19 protein-coding genes and 2 tRNA genes are annotated in these 15007 nt (G+C 57.6%); 7 read left to right on the forward strand and 14 right to left on the reverse strand.

Annotation, left to right across the window (positions count from 1 at the left end; all coding sequences use genetic code 11):
* The 3 genes from AC0TOF_RS19530 to AC0TOF_RS19540 all read right to left on the reverse strand — a co-directional run.
* A partial coding sequence (locus tag AC0TOF_RS19530; protein WP_473769491.1) for a GTP-binding protein occupies positions 1 to 231 on the reverse strand: 231 nt, incomplete at its 3' end.
* Positions 232 to 370: 139 nt separating this feature from the next.
* Positions 371 to 444 (reverse strand) — tRNA-Gly (locus AC0TOF_RS19535).
* 24 nt (positions 445 to 468) lie between these two features.
* Positions 469 to 553 (reverse strand) — tRNA-Tyr (locus tag AC0TOF_RS19540).
* Positions 554 to 859: 306 nt separating this feature from the next.
* On the opposite strand from AC0TOF_RS19540, the gene rlmB reads away from it, so the two are divergent.
* On the forward strand, positions 860 to 1720 hold the full coding sequence (rlmB, locus tag AC0TOF_RS19545) for a 23S rRNA (guanosine(2251)-2'-O)-methyltransferase RlmB (RefSeq protein ID WP_473769492.1): 861 nt from the start codon (positions 860 to 862) through the stop codon (positions 1718 to 1720).
* 125 nt (positions 1721 to 1845) lie between these two features.
* Here the strand turns inward: rlmB and AC0TOF_RS19550 are convergent, their stop codons facing one another.
* Positions 1846 to 2277, reverse strand: a complete 432-nt coding sequence (locus AC0TOF_RS19550; RefSeq protein WP_122002410.1) for a CBS domain-containing protein — start codon at positions 2275 to 2277, stop codon at positions 1846 to 1848.
* Positions 2278 to 2422: 145 nt separating this feature from the next.
* A complete protein-coding gene (locus tag AC0TOF_RS19555) occupies positions 2423 to 3163 on the reverse strand; it encodes a rhomboid family intramembrane serine protease (protein ID WP_473769493.1) in 741 nt (246 codons plus the stop codon).
* A 381-nt stretch (positions 3164 to 3544) separates the two neighbouring features.
* On the opposite strand from AC0TOF_RS19555, the gene AC0TOF_RS19560 reads away from it, so the two are divergent.
* The 3 genes from AC0TOF_RS19560 (at position 3545) to AC0TOF_RS19570 (ending at position 5730) form a co-directional block, all read left to right on the forward strand.
* Positions 3545 to 4186 (forward strand): PAS domain-containing protein, encoded by a 642-nt coding sequence (locus tag AC0TOF_RS19560; RefSeq protein WP_473769494.1) that lies wholly within the window; start codon positions 3545 to 3547, stop codon positions 4184 to 4186.
* Between the two features lie 91 nt (positions 4187 to 4277).
* On the forward strand, positions 4278 to 4883 hold the full coding sequence (locus AC0TOF_RS19565; protein ID WP_473769495.1) for a PilZ domain-containing protein: 606 nt from the start codon (positions 4278 to 4280) through the stop codon (positions 4881 to 4883).
* A 238-nt stretch (positions 4884 to 5121) separates the two neighbouring features.
* Positions 5122 to 5730, forward strand: a complete 609-nt coding sequence (locus tag AC0TOF_RS19570; protein ID WP_473769496.1) for a transglutaminase-like cysteine peptidase — start codon at positions 5122 to 5124, stop codon at positions 5728 to 5730.
* 61 nt (positions 5731 to 5791) lie between these two features.
* Here AC0TOF_RS19570 and AC0TOF_RS19575 read toward each other — a convergent pair whose 3' ends face one another.
* Positions 5792 to 6319: a gamma carbonic anhydrase family protein gene (locus tag AC0TOF_RS19575; RefSeq protein WP_473769497.1), complete on the reverse strand. Its 528-nt coding sequence runs from the start codon at positions 6317 to 6319 to the stop codon at positions 5792 to 5794.
* Positions 6320 to 6429: 110 nt separating this feature from the next.
* Here AC0TOF_RS19575 and AC0TOF_RS19580 point away from each other — a divergent pair, with 110 nt between their 5' ends.
* Positions 6430 to 7161, forward strand: coding sequence for a hypothetical protein (locus tag AC0TOF_RS19580; protein WP_473769498.1), 732 nt, complete (start codon positions 6430 to 6432; stop codon positions 7159 to 7161).
* On the opposite strand, the gene tet is transcribed toward AC0TOF_RS19580, so the two are convergent.
* Positions 7131 to 8318 carry a Tet(A)/Tet(B)/Tet(C) family tetracycline efflux MFS transporter gene (gene tet / locus AC0TOF_RS19585; RefSeq protein ID WP_473769499.1) on the reverse strand — a complete coding sequence of 396 codons (1188 nt, stop codon included), beginning with the start codon at positions 8316 to 8318 and terminating at the stop codon, positions 7131 to 7133. The two genes, AC0TOF_RS19580 and tet, sit on opposite strands and share 31 nt — an antisense overlap.
* 90 nt (positions 8319 to 8408) lie before the next feature.
* Here tet and tetR point away from each other — a divergent pair, with 90 nt between their 5' ends.
* Positions 8409 to 9017, forward strand: a complete 609-nt coding sequence (gene tetR / locus AC0TOF_RS19590; protein ID WP_473769500.1) for a tetracycline resistance transcriptional repressor TetR — start codon at positions 8409 to 8411, stop codon at positions 9015 to 9017.
* On the opposite strand, the gene AC0TOF_RS19595 is transcribed toward tetR, so the two are convergent.
* From AC0TOF_RS19595 to AC0TOF_RS19620, 6 genes are all read right to left on the reverse strand, one after another.
* On the reverse strand, positions 8982 to 9389 hold the full coding sequence (locus AC0TOF_RS19595; protein WP_473769501.1) for a hypothetical protein: 408 nt from the start codon (positions 9387 to 9389) through the stop codon (positions 8982 to 8984). The genes tetR and AC0TOF_RS19595 overlap by 36 nt on opposite strands.
* 195 nt (positions 9390 to 9584) lie before the next feature.
* On the reverse strand, positions 9585 to 9791 hold the full coding sequence (locus AC0TOF_RS19600; protein ID WP_006467055.1) for a DUF3126 family protein: 207 nt from the start codon (positions 9789 to 9791) through the stop codon (positions 9585 to 9587).
* A gap of 193 nt (positions 9792 to 9984) precedes the next feature.
* Positions 9985 to 10809, reverse strand: a complete 825-nt coding sequence (gene cysE / locus AC0TOF_RS19605; RefSeq protein ID WP_122002419.1) for a serine O-acetyltransferase — start codon at positions 10807 to 10809, stop codon at positions 9985 to 9987.
* Positions 10810 to 10979: 170 nt separating this feature from the next.
* A complete protein-coding gene (locus tag AC0TOF_RS19610; protein ID WP_473769832.1) occupies positions 10980 to 11735 on the reverse strand; it encodes an alpha/beta fold hydrolase in 756 nt (251 codons plus the stop codon).
* A 37-nt stretch (positions 11736 to 11772) separates the two neighbouring features.
* Entirely contained in the window at positions 11773 to 12252 is a 480-nt protein-coding gene (locus AC0TOF_RS19615; protein WP_473769502.1) for a DUF192 domain-containing protein, read from the reverse strand.
* A gap of 234 nt (positions 12253 to 12486) precedes the next feature.
* Positions 12487 to 13068 carry a cold-shock protein gene (locus AC0TOF_RS19620; RefSeq protein WP_122002432.1) on the reverse strand — a complete coding sequence of 194 codons (582 nt, stop codon included), beginning with the start codon at positions 13066 to 13068 and terminating at the stop codon, positions 12487 to 12489.
* Between the two features lie 386 nt (positions 13069 to 13454).
* On the opposite strand from AC0TOF_RS19620, the gene gloA reads away from it, so the two are divergent.
* Complete coding sequence (gloA, locus tag AC0TOF_RS19625; RefSeq protein ID WP_112702470.1) at positions 13455 to 13895, forward strand: lactoylglutathione lyase; 441 nt, start codon at positions 13455 to 13457, stop codon at positions 13893 to 13895.
* Between the two features lie 44 nt (positions 13896 to 13939).
* Here the strand turns inward: gloA and AC0TOF_RS19630 are convergent, their stop codons facing one another.
* Positions 13940 to 14992, reverse strand: a complete 1053-nt coding sequence (locus AC0TOF_RS19630) for a Tim44 domain-containing protein (protein ID WP_473769503.1) — start codon at positions 14990 to 14992, stop codon at positions 13940 to 13942.
* Positions 14993 to 15007: the final 15 nt, after the last annotated feature.

The raw sequence follows: 15007 nt of genomic DNA on the forward strand, positions 1-15007 counted from the left end.
GCAGTCGACGTGGGCATAGTGACGGTTGGCCGTCTCATATTCCACATGCGAGGTCGAGATCGTGATGCCGCGCGCCTTTTCTTCCGGCGCTGCGTCGATCTGGTCATAGGCCTTGAAGTCACCAAAGTACTTCGTGATCGCCGCAGTCAGCGACGTCTTGCCATGGTCAACGTGACCAATCGTGCCGATGTTAACGTGGGGTTTCGTACGTTCGAATTTGCTCTTTGCCATCGCCGTTGTTCTCTTTGTTCTAGAACCGCTCAAGCGCCAGCACAAAAGCCTTTTGGCTTCCGGACCAGCATTTATGCCAAAACGGAACGGCGAACCGCCCGTCGATGATTCCTTACACGCCAAACCGCCCTGAAATTTTTGGAGCGGGTAGCGGGAATCGAACCCGCGTATTCAGCTTGGAAGGCTGCTGCTCTACCATTGAGCTATACCCGCGCACTCTTAACTCTGATCCGACAGTGGTGGAGGGAGTTGGATTTGAACCAACGTAGGCATAGCCAACGGATTTACAGTCCGTCCCCTTTAACCACTCGGGCATCCCTCCAGATATCACTATCAGCAGAGTCGAGCGACTAGGCATTTCCGCGGGGCTTCTGGCTGACTGTTGGGCCAGCCGTCGATCCGCGAGGGGCCTTATGACGATAAGCTTATCCGCTGTCAACAGGGTAAAAGCGAAAAGAATGCATGTTCATCCACAACGCCGTGGAAACATCGCCCGCCTCTGGCCGTCCATAGGGCAAGAAAGCCCGCTAAACCGGGCTTTGCGAATTATTTTGCAATCATAACAGCCTGATAGCATTTGCGGGGCAAGCCGCTATCTTCCGCCCTTCTAAAGAGCTATAAGCACGCCATGACCGATCAAAACCCGCCCCGCACACCAAAAGATTCTCATTATGCGCGCCTGCGCCGCCAGCATCGCGACCAGAAGGCCGTGACCGAAGGCAAATCACCGCGCAAGCCGCAACGCCCAACCATTTCGGCAAGCGCCGTGACGGAGGGAACCGTTCGCCTTTATGGCCTTCATACAGTTCGCGCCGCCGTGGAAAACCCGGAACGCAACATATTGCGCATGCGCGCCACGCGAAACGGCTTCGCCCGGCTGGAAATCGGGGAAGCCGAATCTCTTCCCTTCCCGGTCGAGATCGTCGACCCGCGCGATATAGACAAGGAAACGGGGTCCGAGGCCGTCCATCAAGGCGTCATGATCGAAGCAGAACCGCTTCGCGCCAGAAAACTGTCGGAACTCAAGGACAGCCCTCTGCTTCTCGTTCTCGATCAGGTGACAGACCCGCACAATGTCGGCGCGATCATGCGTTCAGCCGTCGCGTTTGGTGCTGGCGCGCTGATTACCACAAGCCGCCATAGCCCCCAGGAAACCGGCGTTCTGGCGAAAGCCGCCTCCGGCGCGCTTGAAATGATCTCGCATATCGAAGTGCGCAATCTCGCCGAAGCGATCGAAGAGCTGCACAGCCTTGGCTTCCAGACAATCGGCCTTGATTCGGAAGGTCCACTGGAGATGGAAGCCACATTGTCCGGCGGACGAATCGCTCTGGTCCTCGGTGCAGAAGGCAAAGGCCTGCGCCAAAAGACGCGCGAAACCGTCACCGCGCTTGCCCGTCTCGACATGCCGGGTGAAATCAAGTCGCTCAATGTGTCGAATGCCGCAGCGATTTCCCTCTATGCCGCCGAGCGATATCTCCGCGCGCGTTGATTCGATTTTATTTTCCGAAAAATGCCTCCCGGCCGGTTTGCCGCCGGGAGATATGGAGAAGCCAATCGGAGCCTGAATAAAAAAGCGGCATGCAGCCACACGAGGGCGACTTTTGGAACAGGCTCTCAGGCAGTTGCGATATAGGTGCGGATATCTTCCGCCTCGCGCTCGACATCCTCGATGCGCCGCTTCACCACGTCGCCGATTGAAACGATTCCCACGAGCTTGCCGCCTTCTTCCACCGGCATATGGCGGAAACGGCTTCGCGTCATGATCTCCATCACCTGATTGATCGTATGATGTTCGCGGCAGACCTGCACTTTCGCGGTCATGACTTCGGCAACCGGCATGCTCATGGCTTTGGTTTCCTGCGCGGCGACAGCACGCACGACATCGCGCTCAGACAGAATGCCCTTGATTCGACCGGCCTCGTCGCACACCACCAGCGCACCGATCTTGTGTTTGTTCAACATCGCGACAGCGTGGGATAGCGTATCGGCAGGCGCGATTATCACCACATCCCTGCCCTTTGTTTCGAGAATCGATCTTACGGTCATGCCAAAGTCCCTCCAAGATTTAGCACTTGCTGCTTCGGACGCTCCAGCGCCGTATGAAGCAGAACGCAGCTCCTCCCACCACGTTCCATGATGGTGCGCTTCGAACGTCAGATTGGCAAGTGGCATCGAATGGGGAGAAGGGAATCTATCGCCTCAGCACGGCATCATAACTGCGTGGGCGGTCCATCAGCGAAATGCCGAAGAACCCGGCAATGAAGCCGCCTATATGCGCTTCCCAGGCAATGCCGGAAAAGTCAGCGCCGCCCGTCGAATAAAGACCGGTGATGATGTTGATCACGAACCAGACCCCGACAAAAGTCAGCACAGGCTTCAGCGTCAGGGTCAGCCCTACCGGAAGAACAGGGCCTGCGAACTCCGATCTGCGCCCGTGGCCTATACGACGGAAACCATAGCGTGCGGCGGCACCCATCATGCCTGAAATGGCGCCCGATGCGCCCACCATCGGCGAAACGCTGTCTGGATAGATCGCATAATGGGTCAGGCCGGCAATCACCGAAGTGAATATCCAGAAAATAATCATCCGCCCGGTGCCGATGCGGCCCGCGAGCGGGGAGCCAAAAGCTGCCAGCCAGATCATGTTGACGGCAATATGAGCGATGCCGCCATGCATGAAGGAATAGCTGATCAGCGTGAAAAGCGCCGCCGGATCGGTAAAGCCATCCGCAAGAGAGAATCGTGCTGGAATAAGCGCGAAGTTCAGCATGAACTCATAGTTCTGCTGCTCGCTGATGAGGTAGTTCTGATAGATATAGACTGCGGCGCACAGGCCGATCAGAGCTATCACCACGCCCGGAATATTGAATATCGGCTCGCTGCCGCCCGACTGTCGGTTGGTGCCGTTCATTTCCGGCTGGGGAACGCTCATGAACTGCTGCCCTTTACTTTATGCGAAACACCCGCAACCAGCTCGAAGCAGCCGTTTGCATGGGGTTGAACGTTGATAGGGCACAATTTGTTAAAAATAAAGGCCGGCGGAGGTTCCCGACCGGCCTTGACGCGAACAGAAATCTTTCGCGAAATTCAAATCTGGAGCTCAGAAAAACGCCAAGCAAGTCAAAGGCTTCGTCTGAAGTCTCATCAAAGCGCGTCTTTTAAAATTGCGCAACCATTACTTATTATTAACCTTAACGAACGAGCCCGGTGGATGAAGAAAGGGTTAAACTGGCATACTCGCCGTTAATACTATTTTAATGCGTTCAGCAGCGGAGCCAGCTTCCGCCTTTCACGAACAAACCAACGGCGCAGGATGAAACACCGCAGTACGATCGCGATTTTCAGCGAATGGCAGCGCTTGGCCCGCACGGAACGCGGCACCTTTCGCGCGCCGACACGCGAACGGATCGAGCCGCGCAAGCTCGGACGCCATCTATCCGATCTCTTCTTCCTTGAAGCCGACAAACACGGCGATTTGTCGTTTCGTCTGGCGGGAACACGCATCTGCACCCTTTTCGGGCGGGAACTGAAGAACACCCGGTTCCTCTCGCTCTGGTCGGAGCGTGACCGCACGGCTCTCCGCGAACTGACGCAAAACGTAACTTCCCTTGAGATCCCTGCCCTCGTTTCGCATGCCGGAATCAGCATGTCTGGACGAAGCCTCAGGCTTGAAATGTTCCTCGCCCCGCTCGAAACGCCCGGCGTGCGGACAAGTCTTCTCGGCAGCATCGCCGTGCTTGATTCCGTCACATGGGTCGGCGCCGACCCAATCGTACTCGGCCATTTGAACTCTATCGAGCCGGTGGCGCCCGATCTGATTCTGGTCGATGACATCCGGAAATCGGCAGCCATCAGGGTCAACGCCCCCCGAACAGGCCGGGAGTGGACGAATATTCGCCTGACGGAGCCGCATGCGGCACCCAAACTTCGCGTCATCAAGGGCGGCAAAGCCTGACGCCCGGTTGAAATCGCGATTTCTCTTTATCGACGGCTACTATATTGTCACGGGTAATGAGAGTGCGGAAATTCGGAATGGATCGACTTTGATGAACAGATTTGCTGCGGCATCTTCTGCGACCACTGTGCGGCAGGAAAACTTCAACGCCGTGAATGTCGATCTCAACGGTCGTTACATGCTGGAAGATCGCAGCGAATTTCCATGCATTATCAAGCGTATGTCGCCCGGCACGGCCCTGTTGAGCGGTATAGCGACACCGCGAAACGGCGAGCGGATCATCGCCTATGTCGACCATGTGGGGCGGATTGAGGGAATTGCCAATGAGGTTACCTCCGAAGGCTTTCACATTCTCCTGTCGACCTCCGAACAGAAGAAAGACAAGCTTTCCGCCCAGCTGACCTGGCTTGCCAACAAGCACGAGCTTGCTCTTCCTGAGGACCGCCGCCACGAACGCGTTGCCCCGCGCAAGACCCGGCACAACATCACTTTCGGCGACGGTACGCAAAGACTGTGCCGCATCGCCGACCTTTCGCTTTCCGGTGCGGCTATCGAAAGCGAGTTCAAGCCCCCGATCAAGAGCGGCGTCATGCTCGGGCCGATCCGGGGCACTGTCGTTCGCCATTTTCAGGGTGGTTTCGCAATCGAATTCGCCACCATCCAGACCAGCACGACACTGGACAATCTTTTCGGCTGAAAGCCGCTGGCCCAAAGATGAATGCGCGTCAAGGTTACGGAATGGCAAACCCCAAAAAGGCCGGAATCACAGAAAAGCCACGAAAATAGCCCGGTTTGCCCTGAATTTGTCCGTTCGTTGACAAAAAGTTTCAGCGTTATTTGCACTTTTAATCGAATTTGACTCGCATTTTCGCGCGTAAATTTGCGTGCCTTCAAATTGTCTAAGTCATCTTGGTCCCCAACAGGGAGACAAAAGAATGACGAAGCAGACCATCATCGCAGCCATTTTGATGCTGCTAGGAATCGGACTGGCAGAAGCCGCAAGCCCCGCCTCCAACTCACCGTGGATGACCACCGGCGAACGCACGTCACAGCCAATCGGCCATTATGAATTCTGCGACCGCTACAGGTCCGAATGCAATATCACCAGCCGCAACAGCAACATGCTGAAGCTGACGCCGGAAATCTGGAAGCAGATTATCTCGGTCAATGCGAGCGTCAACGAAAAGATCGCGCCGATGACCGACATGGAAGCCTGGGGCCGCGAGGAATATTGGGAATATCCGACGACGGTCGGCGATTGCGACGACTATATGCTTTTAAAGCGTCGCGAACTGATGGCGCTCGGCATCCCGGCCAATACGCTGCTTTTCACGGTTGTCCGCCAGCCGAATGGCGAAGGCCACGCGGTTTTGACCGTCCGCACCGACCGCGGCGACTTCATTCTCGACAATCTCGATAGCCGCGTCCTCGCCTGGAACAAGACCGACTATACCTATCTCAAGCGCCAGTCGGCCACCAACACCGGCAGCTGGGTTTCGATCAAGAGCGACCGCGAACTTCTCGTCGGCAGCATCAAGAACTGATCAAAAGGCCAAATCGAAAAGGACGGGAAGCCAGCCTCCCTCTGGCCCCGTCCTTTTCATTTCAGGCAGGTTCCAGGCCGCGCATGAAGGACCGCGCCTTCTCCACATAATGCTCTGCCGATAGTTTGAGTTTTTCCACCGCTGCCGCGTCCAGCTCCCGGAGAACCCTTGCTGGAGAACCGACGACGAGCGAATTATCCGGTATATCCTTGCCCTCGGTCACAAGAGCCCCTGCCCCGATAAGGCAGTTCTTTCCGATCTTCGCTCCATTGAGAACGATCGCGCCCATGCCGATCAGCGTATTGTCGCCAACCGTGCAGCCGTGAAGAATCGCCCGATGACCGATGGTGCAGCCCTTCCCCACCGTGAGCGGAAAGCCGATATCGGTATGCATGATAGTGTGTTCCTGAACATTGGTGTCGTCGCCAATGGTGATCGGCTCATTATCGCCGCGCAAAACAGCGCCGAACCAGAACCCGGCATTTTCACCCACGACGATCTTGCCGATCAGGGTCGCATCAGGCGCGATCCAATTGCTGCTGCGGTCCGTGAATTGCGGCTTGTGACCGTTATAAGCATAGATCGGCATAGTTTATCCTCCATCTGCAAACTCGATACTGAATCGCTAAGCCGTTTCAGGCGGCCAGACAAGCGCGGTTTCACGCTCTGTTAACCATAGAAGACAGATATTCTGGCCAAATGGAAACAGCACCCGACTACACCGCCTCGAAAACGAGCAACCGGCTCTTCGGCTGGCTGCTGCTGGCCGTTGTCGCGCTGGTTCTCCTTTCGGTCGCCATCAATGTAGGCGGGCGCCTGCTCGGCCCGCTGATTGCCCGCGGCGGGCATTCCGCCAATACGCAAGCCTATGAGATCATCATCGGCAACAATGTCCTCTCGATTCCCGCCAATATGATCCGCTTCTCGAATCAGCGGCGCGGCGGGGTGACGGGTCGCCTTGATCTTTATGCCCGCTGGCCGGGGCTTACCGGCTATACGGAACGCGACCGCGCCATCTTCAACCTTCTGACCCCGAAGCGGCACCTGATTTTCATGTCGATCGAACAGCGCACCATGTCCCGCGACATGAGCGGGCGTTACCTGCCGATCTACGCCGAACTGATAGATCCCGATGGGGAAGCCGCCCCCGGAAACCTGACGGCACACCGGTTTCTGGAAAACAGCGGCTACAAGGGCGAGGAACTGCTCCTGTCCGACACGAGCAGCGGCAAGCCGGAATTTGTAGCGCGATGCCTCGCCGACAGCGAGGCGGAAAGTTTCAATTCATGCGAACGCGACGTCCAGTTCGGACGCGACTTGCAGATACTCTATCGTTTCCCCCGCTCCATGCTGGGCGACTGGAAGTCACTGGACAAGGCGGTCGTCGATTTCGCGAACACTCATCTTCTTGACGGCAACCGCGCCGGCTGATTCCGGACGAGCATCATAGACGGAACAGCCAGCAGATAGACGGCTGGCCCCACCAGCCATACCCATCCATTCCAACTGGCGGCTGTCATTGAATAAAGGGCCGTGAAAACGAGCGGCCCGACAACGGCACTGATATTGGTAAGGCTCGCGAGAGTTCCCTGAAGCGCACCTTGCCGGTCATGGCTGATCCGGTCCGACAGTACTGATTGCAAGGCAGGCATCGCTATCCCGCCAAAAGCCAGCAGGATGAGAATCGGTGCGACCATCCAGACTTGCGTAGCGATGGCGAGGGATGCCATGCCCACCCCGTCAGCGATGATCCCGATCATTATCGTGCATCCGGCTCCAATCGCCGCGACGAGACGGCCCGTGCCCAACCACTGGAACAGGGCATGCAGCAGACCGAAGGCCGCAAGCGACAGGCCGACATAGGTCGTGTCCCAATGGAATCGATCTTCGGTGAAGATCACCCACAAGGCAGCAGGAACCTGCCCCACCAATTGCAGAATGAAAAACACCCATAGCAACGGCTTCAGCCCCTTTTGCACACCGGACGGCAGAAAGGCTTTCAGCAATCCTTCTGCCTGCGGCTCCTGTTCGGCCTCCGGGCGGAGCCGAGGCATAAGCAGGTAAACCGCCAAAGCCATGCAGCCACTGACCAAAGCCGCCGCCGCGAAGGGTGCTGTCGGCGACACATTGCCCAATGCGCCGCCGATCACCGGCCCGAGAATCATGCCGCCGCCATAACACGCACCGAGCCAGCCGAAAGCTCGGGCGCGCGTTCCCTCCTCCATCGTGTCGGCGATGCAGGCACCGCCCACCGCCATCGTTGCCCCCATCACGCCTGACAGGATACGGCCGATATAGAGAACCCAGATATGGGGCGCGGCAGACATAATCGCATAATCAATCGTTGCCCCGATCAGCGACCCAAGCAAGACGGGCTTGCGGCCAAAACGATCAGACATTCGCCCGAGTACAGGCGCGAAGAAAACCTGCATCAGCGCATAGAGCGACAACAATATTCCGTAATGCCCCGCCACATCGTCCGTATGGGCCACATCGCGCAGCAAGCTCGGGAGAACAGGCATCACCAGACCGATGCCAGCCGCATCCAGCGCCGCAACAGCCAGAACAATCATCAATGTGCGGTTCATGCCAGCCTCATAATTTATCACTGATAAGTAGTTGGACTTAAAATTTATCGGTGATAAATTGTCAAGAGGCAACGGATTGGATGAACCGCATTGGCAAAACTGCATCGCGACGCCGTGATACGCACGGCACTGGAATTACTGAATGAAGTCGGAGAAGAGGGCCTGACGACACGCCGCCTTGCGGAACGGCTTGGCGTACAGCAGCCCGCGCTCTACTGGCATTTCAAGAACAAGCGTGTCTTGCTCGATGCCCTTGCCGAAACGATTCTGGCCGAACATCACGACCGCGCCCTGCCGCGCGCCGGGGAGAACTGGCGTCAGTTCCTGATTGAAAATGCGCGCAGTTTCCGGCGAGCCTTGCTGACTTACCGCGACGGTGCGCGCATCCATGCCGGAACGCGCCCGACCAACAATCAGATGGGACAGGCGGAAGCGCAGATCGGGTATCTAGTTGAGGCGGGATTCACGCCCGCAGATGCAGCGCGCGCGCTGATCGCCATCAGCCATTACGTTGTCGGTTCGGCGCTGGAACAACAAGCTGACATGCACGAAAGCACGGCTTCCGATGCGGCGAACATAGCCGCGACGCCAAAAATCGCCGAAGCTATCGCCGTGCTGGATGCCGACGGCCCGGAGAACCTGTTCGATTTTGGCTTGCTGGCATTAATCGATGGATTGGAGCGGCATCGGCGGTCCTGAGTGCCCCGGATTGCCCGTTAGTTCCTCAAAAGCTTTTTGTCCATCTTGCCGGAACTTGATCTTGTTCAGCGGAACGCCGCTCACGACACGTTCCTCCGTGGCGTTCAGCACGATTTCCAGCTTCAGCATGTCCGCCGATCCGAGCACCTTCCAGCATCCTTTTCCGGCAGGCAGGGAAAAATCACCCTCCGTGACATAGGCTGCGGCGGCATAAGCGCCGTCGCATTTGCCGACGCTTTGAGGTTCATCCAGAATTTCAACCACCGACCGGGAGCCATCGTCCTGCTCGGTTTCGATGGTGCCTAGAACTGCTGCCCGCCCCGGAAACGACAGGGCGACCATGAGAACGGTCAGTGAAAAGCGGAATTTCATGAACTCGCACCGGAATCAGGGATAGTCGCAGACTTCATACCGCTCGGTTCCGTTTCCACACCATAGCAGCAGCATGGTCTTGGTGAATTCTCGCAAGCACGTTTCAACAACAAAACGCCCTCTCCATGGGAAAGGGCGTCAAGAGCATTTCTGCATGGACATCGGCGTCGTCAGCGACGCGATTGCCGTGATCGATCAAAGATCGACGTCGAGAATGGCCATCGAGAAATTGTAGGAGAGTTCGCCCTCGTCCTCATCCTTGTAGATCAGGCCCAGAAACTCGTCCTCGAGATAAAGCTCGGCGGAGTCGTTCTTGCGCGGGCGCGCCTTCACCTGCAGGCCGGGATTATTGAAGGTCCGTTTGAAATAGGCGTCCAGTTTTTTGAGTTCTTCGGGTTTCAACCGGCTTCTCCTGAAATTGAATTGAGCCGGTTTATTGCACCCGGCATTTTCTTATGTAAACCCCTGACATCGACTATCCCAAGGGCGTAGCCAGCGAATTGCCGCTTGCGTCATCATATAGGCCGCCTGCGGGAGAAAACCAGCAAGCGGCCCTGTTTCTTCGGCTCAACCGATATCAATGGTGGAAAATGGGCTAGATTCCTTCGCCCAGCATCTGGTCCATGACGCGGGAAGGCTCTGCGCAGCCCGTATCGCCCATGATCCGGGCAGGCACACCGGCGACCGTGACATTGTTCGGCACAGGCTTCAGAACCACCGACCCGGCGGCGATCTTCGAGCAATGGCCGACTTCGATATTGCCGAGAATTTTCGCACCCGCGCCGATCAGCACGCCATGACGGATTTTCGGATGACGGTCGCCGCTCGATTTGCCCGTGCCGCCAAGCGTGACGCCATGGAGGATCGAAACATTGTCTTCGATCAGAGCCGTCTCGCCCACGACAAGGCCGGTCGCATGATCGAGGAACAGGCCGCTGCCAAGCCGCGCAGCCGGATGAATATCGGTCTGGAAGATCGATGAGGAACGGCTTTGCAGGTAATAGGCGAAATCCTTGCGGCCTTGATGGTAAAGCCAATGCGCCAGACGGTGGGTCTGGATCGCATGGAAGCCCTTCAGATAAAGGATAGGGTCCATGAAGCGGCTATAGGCCGGGTCGCGATCATAAACCGCCTGAATATCGACGCGCACGGTTTGCGACCATTCCGGATTGGCATCCAGCATCGCATCAAAAGTCTGGCGCAGAATATCGGCGCTCAGGTCGGCATGGCCGAGGCGCTCGGAAATGCGATGCGTGACTGCATCTTCCAGACTTGGCTGATTGAGAATCGTCGCATAAAGAAACGTGCCCAGAACGGGATCGTTCTTGGCGGCTTCCTCCGCTTCGGCGCGGATGGAATGCCAGATGGGATCGACCTGCCCCAGACCGGGGGCTGCTTTCGCTGATGTGCGAACGGACATATGCATACTCCAGTTTTGCACCGCGCGAGGGGAGAGACAGCCGTGCTTTCACTCAGTCCCCGCGCCGCAATACGAGTTCGGCGCGCAGCATACCTTAAAAAGACTTGCCTTGACACAGCCGAATTTGACGCGGCTGCGACGCACGCACTTTGCAGAAGATCAAACTTCCGTCAGAGCGGGTTTTCTTTCAAAAACTCCAGGACCGCCTGCTTGTAGACCTTGTCGCCAACGGCCAGCATATGGTCGCGGCCCGGAATGTCGACCGCCTGTCCATTGGGCAGAAGATCGGCCAGTTCCTGCGCGCTGCCCGCAATATCGTCGGTCGTGCCGACGGCAACCAGAACAGGCTGCATGATGCGCGCTATCGCGGCGGCGGGAACAAGTTCCTTCGAGGTAATCACGCAGGCCGCAAGGGCGATGCGGTCGCTCCTGGTCTGGTCGGCAAATTTGCGAAACATCTGCCCGCGTGGATGCGTGATCGTCGTCGGGTCTTCGGCAAGCAGCGCCTCGCCAATCGGTTCCCAATCGCCCGCGCCCGTGACCATGCCGATGCCAAGTCCGCCGAAAACGGCGCTATGAACGCGCCCGGCATGTTCGAGAGCCATGAAGGCGGTAATGCGGGCGCCCATGGAATAGCCCATGACATGCGCCTTTTCGATGCCGAGGTGATCGAGCAGAGCCGCCGCATCCGCCGCCATCTTGGTCGGCGTGTATTCATCCGCATCATGCGGCTTGGCGGAAAGCCCATGCCCGCGATTATCGATGGCAATGACACGATATCCGGCTTCTGTCAGCGTTCGGAACCAGCCGGGCGAAACCCAGTTGACCAGACTTGACGAAGCAAAGCCGTGAATGAGCAGGATGGGATCTCCTTCTCCATCCTGACGATATGCCAGACGCAAGCCGTCATGCTCAAAATAGTCCATGTCGAAGACACTCACCTGAAATTCCTCTTGATTGCGATCAGGATCGGCAAGCGCCGCAGATCACGCGATGGGTGGCCTTGTCGCCAATCTTTATGCCGGTCCGTTTAGCCGTGCCGGCCAGAAGTTCCACGACATACGCCGCCGGACCTTCCGAGGAAATGATATTTTCGGAGAAAGGCACCGCATTTTCGTGAATGGCCGATACTCGCCCCTTGTCATCGAGGAAGACCATATCGAGCGGCGACGGCGTATTCTGCATCCACATCATGATGCGGCGCATCTCGCCAAATACGAAGATCATCGCCCGGTCCTGCGGAAAATCCGTGCGCCACATCAGGCCGCGAACGCGGGCTTCGTCGGTGTCTGCGACTTCAAGCGCAAAATTCACCTTGTTGCCATTGGCGGTGACGAATGTCAGCGGCTCCTTGTCGACCGGCAACCTCATCGGCTGTGCTTCATCAGCGCGAGTGGTGAATGCAAGGAAAACAAATGCAAAAGCGAGAAAAATACGGCCCATAACCTGCCTGTTCAAACAAAAAGACCAGGCCGGAACCTATCAACGGGACGGGATGACCACAAGACCGCGTGAGGATCAGCACCGAGCCCTCACCTGCTTGTTACAACAATCGGGTAAATCCGGCACGCTTTGAATTGGCGCGCGCTCGAGCGCGTTTCGATCCGATTGGATCAGATCGGCGCTCCAGGTAGCATAATCTTGATCGCCCTCGTTTCACTCCGATCGGACCATGCCCTAATGAGAAACGGGAATTGCCGTGCCAATATCCGGATGAATTTCAGCAGCCATCAGGCCCTTGTCGCCCTCACCGAAGCGGATGAGCACCACCTGACCGGGGCGCAGTTCCATCATGCCGAAACGACGCAGCGTTTCCATGTGGATGAAGATATCTTCCGTGCCTTCGCCGCGCGTCAGGAAGCCGAAACCCTTGGTGCGGTTGAACCACTTGACGATCACGCGCTCAAGTCCGCTCGACGGCGTAACGGTGACATGGGTGCGCTGCGGCGGCATTTGCGCCGGATGAACGGCGGTCGACGTATCCATCGACAGCACCCGGAAACATTGCAGGCCGCGTTCGCCCTGCCGGACTTCACAGACGATGCGCGCCCCTTCCAGAGCGGTCTGGAAGCCATCGCGACGCAGCGAAGTCACATGAAGAAGAATGTCATTGAGGCCCGGCTGGTCCGGAACGATGAAGCCATAGCCCTTGGCTACGTCGAACCATTTGATATGGCCCGAAACTTCGATGATTTCGCCCAGCTCTTCCGAGGCGTGCTGGCTGTGAAACTGGTCATTTGACACAGACTTGTCCGCCATGCGTTCGCCCCTCCTCTGTTCTTCCGTTGCGATTCCGACCTGATTCTTGTCCAAAGAATAACACTTCCTTAACCGGAGGCGGCAAGTCCAAACTTGTGTCCGTCCCCATGAAGACCACACACTTCACAACTTCATGGTTACTTTTCCGGCGCGGCGGCGCCTGAAACCGCGCCACGCTCTCAAATATGGCCGGCCATCGATTTGGCAATGTTGTTTTCAGGACATTCCGCTCACATATGCCGCCTCAAATTTTTGGGCGCATTGCGTCCGCCATGGCTTGACCTTCGGGCTCAGGCGTCGGATTCGATATTCCGGGCGAACCAATCGGTCTTCCATACGTTTTCCATACTTCAGCCTTCTGCATCACAACAGCCGAGGAAAAGACTATGCGCTACCTGCACACGATGGTCCGAATTCGCGACATCGATGAATCTCTCGATTTTTATGTAAACAAGCTCGGCCTTGAAGAAATCCGCCGCACAGAAAATGAAAAGGGCCGCTTCACGCTGATCTTTCTCGCAGCGCCTTCCGATACGGACCGGGCGAAGGCGGAACGCGCGCCGGAACTGGAGCTGACCTACAACTGGGACCCGGAAACCTATACGGGCGGGCGCAATTTCGGCCATCTGGCCTATATGGTCGATGACATCTATGCGACATGCCAGAAGCTGCAGGACGCAGGCGTCACCATCAACCGTCCGCCGCGTGACGGCCACATGGCCTTCATCAAGTCGCCCGACGGCATTTCCATCGAACTGATCCAGAAGGGCGAACGGCTCGCCCCGCAAGAACCATGGGCTTCCGCCGAAAACATCGGCAGCTGGTAACAAAAAACCCGGTCGCGAGACCGGGTTTTTTCAATCCTGAACGGTTATTCCGTTCCCTGAATGGCAGCAAGCTGCCATTCGCCGCCGTCCTTGCGGGTGAACGTCCAGAGCTCGACGCTTTCCACCGGCTCGTTGGGATTGCCCTCGACGACTGCGCCGGTATTGCGATCCAGCATCACATCGATTGCCGAATAGCGGATAGCAACGGTTGCATATTCGGCATTGCCTTCGCGCCAGGCTTCCGACACGTCGCCCTGCAGAAGCTTCACGTCCTTCACTTCGTTGCGCATGCCGCTGGAAGCGATCTCGCCCAGCTCTTCAGCCAGATAGGACATGGCTTCCGGCGTGGCAAGCTTGCGCAGCGCCGCATAATCCTCGCGGCCATAAGCGGTCTGGATTTCGGACAGCATCTGCTCAAAACGGTCCAGATCTTCCTGACCGACATCCATCGGTTCGTCTTCAACGGCAGGGGAAGCGGGGGCCGCGGCAGCGGGTGCGGCTTCCTGCTTTGTCTCGAACGGGTTCACCGATGGCGTGCGGCCACCAAAACCGGCCAGAGGACCAGCCTGTGGGGCGGCAGCCTTTGCCGCGCCGAAGGGCTGCGCGCCTGCGTTACCGGCACCTGCCGCCGCTGGCTGGCGACGGTTCGCAAACATGCGCATGACGAACATGGCAATGAGCGCGATCACAGCAACCTGCAGGATCAGGCCGAACATGCCCGCAAGACCGCCAAGGCCGTTACCGAGCAGCATGCCGATCAGTCCGCCGACCAGAAGACCGCCCAGCATGGAACGGCCGAAATTGCCGAACATGCCGCCGGAACGCTGCGCCTGCGCCGCATTCTGCGTTGCGCCTGCCGCCGGACGGCTGGTCTGTGTCGCGCCCGTGTTCGGCGTCATCGAACGTTCGATGGGAGCGGCGTTGTTGGGTGCCGTGCGCGTCGGCGCTGGCGCGGAATAGGTGCGCGCACCGCGGCTGCCGAAACCGCCACCGCCCGCGCGGCGAGCCTCGGCGAAATCGACCGCAGCAAAGGAGGCAATCAGCCCTAGCACCATTGCAGCTGTCAGTTTGGTCAGGCGGTTTCCGGAACCCGGCATCGGTTTCTCCCATTT

Source organism: Ochrobactrum sp. PL_is501, assembly GCF_055816895.1.